Source organism: Marinobacter sp., assembly GCF_033722195.1.
In the GTDB taxonomy this organism is placed as follows: domain Bacteria; phylum Pseudomonadota; class Gammaproteobacteria; order Pseudomonadales; family Oleiphilaceae; genus Marinobacter.
The window spans coordinates 1-2672 of the sequence record NZ_JAWVZL010000184.1 but is presented as its reverse complement, the minus strand read 5'-3'; the positions used below and the strand labels follow the sequence as shown (position 1 = coordinate 2672).

4 protein-coding genes are annotated in these 2672 nt (G+C 62.2%); all 4 read right to left on the bottom strand.

The window, feature by feature from the left end; genetic code table 11:
* Positions 1–144 precede the first annotated feature (144 nt).
* Positions 145–840: an aspartate/glutamate racemase family protein gene (locus tag R3280_RS16580; protein WP_318999715.1), complete on the bottom strand. Its 696-nt coding sequence runs from the start codon at positions 838–840 to the stop codon at positions 145–147.
* A 32-nt stretch (positions 841–872) separates the two neighbouring features.
* Positions 873–1241, bottom strand: coding sequence for a DUF3703 domain-containing protein (locus tag R3280_RS16575; protein ID WP_318999714.1), 369 nt, complete (start codon positions 1239–1241; stop codon positions 873–875).
* 114 nt (positions 1242–1355) lie between these two features.
* On the bottom strand, positions 1356–1922 hold the full coding sequence (gene yeiP, locus R3280_RS16570) for an elongation factor P-like protein YeiP (protein ID WP_318999713.1): 567 nt from the start codon (positions 1920–1922) through the stop codon (positions 1356–1358).
* 177 nt (positions 1923–2099) lie between these two features.
* A partial coding sequence (locus R3280_RS16565) for an NAD(P)-dependent alcohol dehydrogenase (protein WP_318999712.1) occupies positions 2100–2672 on the bottom strand: 573 nt, incomplete at its 5' end.

Below are 2672 nucleotides of genomic sequence, written 5' to 3'. Positions count from 1 at the left end.
AGCAATCCCGGCGCCATCGAGGCCATGCAAAAGCAGGCGGCTGAGATGATACGGCTGATGCAGCAAAACCAGGGGCAGTTTCAGCAGCAGTAAGGCCGATACCCCATCCCTGCCGGCCAACCGGCCGGTAGGGAACAGACGGCTTCAATCCGGGCGCAGCGCCCAGTCAACCGCCTGCGCGGCATGAATGGCCGTGGTGTCATAAAGCCGCACGGTTGTCTGGGCTTGCTGCACCAGCAGGCCCACTTCGGTACAGCCAAGGACCACCGCCTCGGCACCCTGCCGGGCAAATCCGTCCACCACTTCAAGATAGGCCTGGCGGGACGACGGCTCGATAATGCCCAGACACAGCTCTTCGAAAATGACACGATGCACCATGTCACGCTCTGCCGGTTCCGGAATTACCACCTCGATGCCGGCAGCTTCCAGACGCTCCCGGTAAAAAGCCTGTTCCATGGTGAAGCGGGTGCCCAGCAGGCCGACCTTGCGGATACCGTCCTGGTGGAGAACCTTGGCGGTGGCGTCGGCAATGTGAAGCAGCGGAATGCCGATGGCCGCCTCAACCTCCGTTGCCACCTTGTGCATGGTATTGGTGCCGATGACCAGGAAATCAGCGCCGGCCCGCTCCAGCGCCAGCGCCGCCAACGCCAGCGTGGCGCCCGCCCTGTCCCACTCACCGGAGCGCTGAAGCGCCTCGATCTCCGCGAAATCCACACTATAAAGCACGATCTTCGCCGAATGTAGTCCGCCCAGCCTGGCCTTGACCTGTTCGTTCAGCAGACGATAGTAGGTCTGGGTGGACTCCCAGCTCATGCCGCCCAGCAAACCGATGGTTTTCATATCCTGCTCCTGTCCCTGGATGGTACCGGCAATCAGACGTCGGCTTTCGCCCTCTCGATCAGGCCCTGCAGTTCCGGATCAATCGGCATCTTGCGGAAGGGGCTTACGTTGGCACCGCCGGTATTGCCCTGGGGAACCATGCCCAAGGCAGTGCCCAGCGCGGCCCCGAGGGTCCGGAAAACCTGCCCCAGAAACTCCCGCAGATCCCGCTGACGCAGTGCCCACATCAACATCAGCACATGCACCTTGACGTGCCAATAGGTGGAGGCCTGGCCCAGCACATGGGCCCGCTCCAGATGGGTAAACTCCAGCTCGCGCTCACCCTCGGACCGGGCCTGGCGGGCCTTCACCAGTTCATGACCCACGAAGGGGGCGATCCGCTTCCTGAAACCTGCTGTCATCGACTTCCACTCCCATACCATGACACCAAAACAACGACCCAATGCCAGGGCAGCGGCCGCCAGACTCCGGGGCTGGCACATCCATACCCGGAGAGACGGCCGGCGCTCAGGTTCTCAGGCCCGGCCCAGGAACCGGCGCTCTTCCACATTAACCCGGATCCGGTCACCGGTGGAGATGTGCTCCGGCACCTGCACCACCAGACCGGTCGTCAGCTTGGCAGGCTTGGTCCTGGCCGTGGCGGAACCACCTTTGATGGACGGATCCGTCTCGAGAATCTCGAGGTCCACGGTGGGGGGCAGGTCCAGGGCCACCGGCGCCTCACTGATCAGGATGGCCATCAGGCCCTGGGTGTCCTCATTGATGAACAGCAGCTCATCGGCGATGGCGTCCCGGTTCATGGTGTACTGGGTGTAGTCTTCGGTATCCATGAAAACGTAGTCGTTACCGTCGGCGTAGGAAAAGGTCACCGAGCGGCGGGTCAGGTCCGCCAGGTTCAGCATGTCCGAATCCTTGAAGGTTTCATCCAGCTTATGGCCGGTCACCACATCATACATACGCATCCGGTACAGGCTTCCGCCGGCGCGACCCTGGGGCACCGAGCGCTCGATGTCCTTCACGAAGTACACCCGGCCATCGTATTCCACCGCTGAATTCTTTTTGATCTCACTTGCTCTTGGCATTTTTTCTCAAGCTCCAAAACCCTACCCAAAGGCCCGATCCCGGCGACAGTTTCGCGGACCCGGCACAACCTCTCACCCAAGACGCCGAACCGGCTCCGGGCATGCTGATATAGCATGACCGCCACCGGCAGGCGATAGGTATATTCATGATATCGGCTACTGCCGTAACGGCGCCGGTCAGAACTCCAGACAGATCTTTCCGAAGTGCTGGCCGGCCTCCTCATGGCGGAACGCCCCGGCGATGTCCTGCAGGGTAAAGCTGCGATCAATGATCGGGCGCATACCGTTGATCTCGATGGCACGGATCATCTCCTGCTGTTGCTGGCGATTGCCCACGATCAGCCCCTGCAGGCGCGCCTGCCTGGCCATCAGTTTGGCGGTGGGAATGTCACCAGAACGACCGGTCAGCACACCGATAAGCGCGATATGGCCGCCAACACGCACTGCATCGATGGACTGCGGCAGGGTGCCCGGACCGCCCACCTCGACCACGTGATCCACACCCACGCCGCCGGTGAGCTGCCGGACCTTGCGGCCCCATTCCGGCTCATCCTTGTAGTTGATGGTGTGCTCGGCGCCCAGTTCCTGCAGGTGGCGGATCTTGTCATTGGATGATGAGGTGGCGATCACCCGGGCGCCCATCATTTTGGCGAACTGCAGCGCAAAGATGGAGACCCCGCCGGTGCCCAGGGTCAACACCGTGTCCCCGGCCTTGATGCCGCCGTTGACCACCAGCGCGCGCCAGGCAGT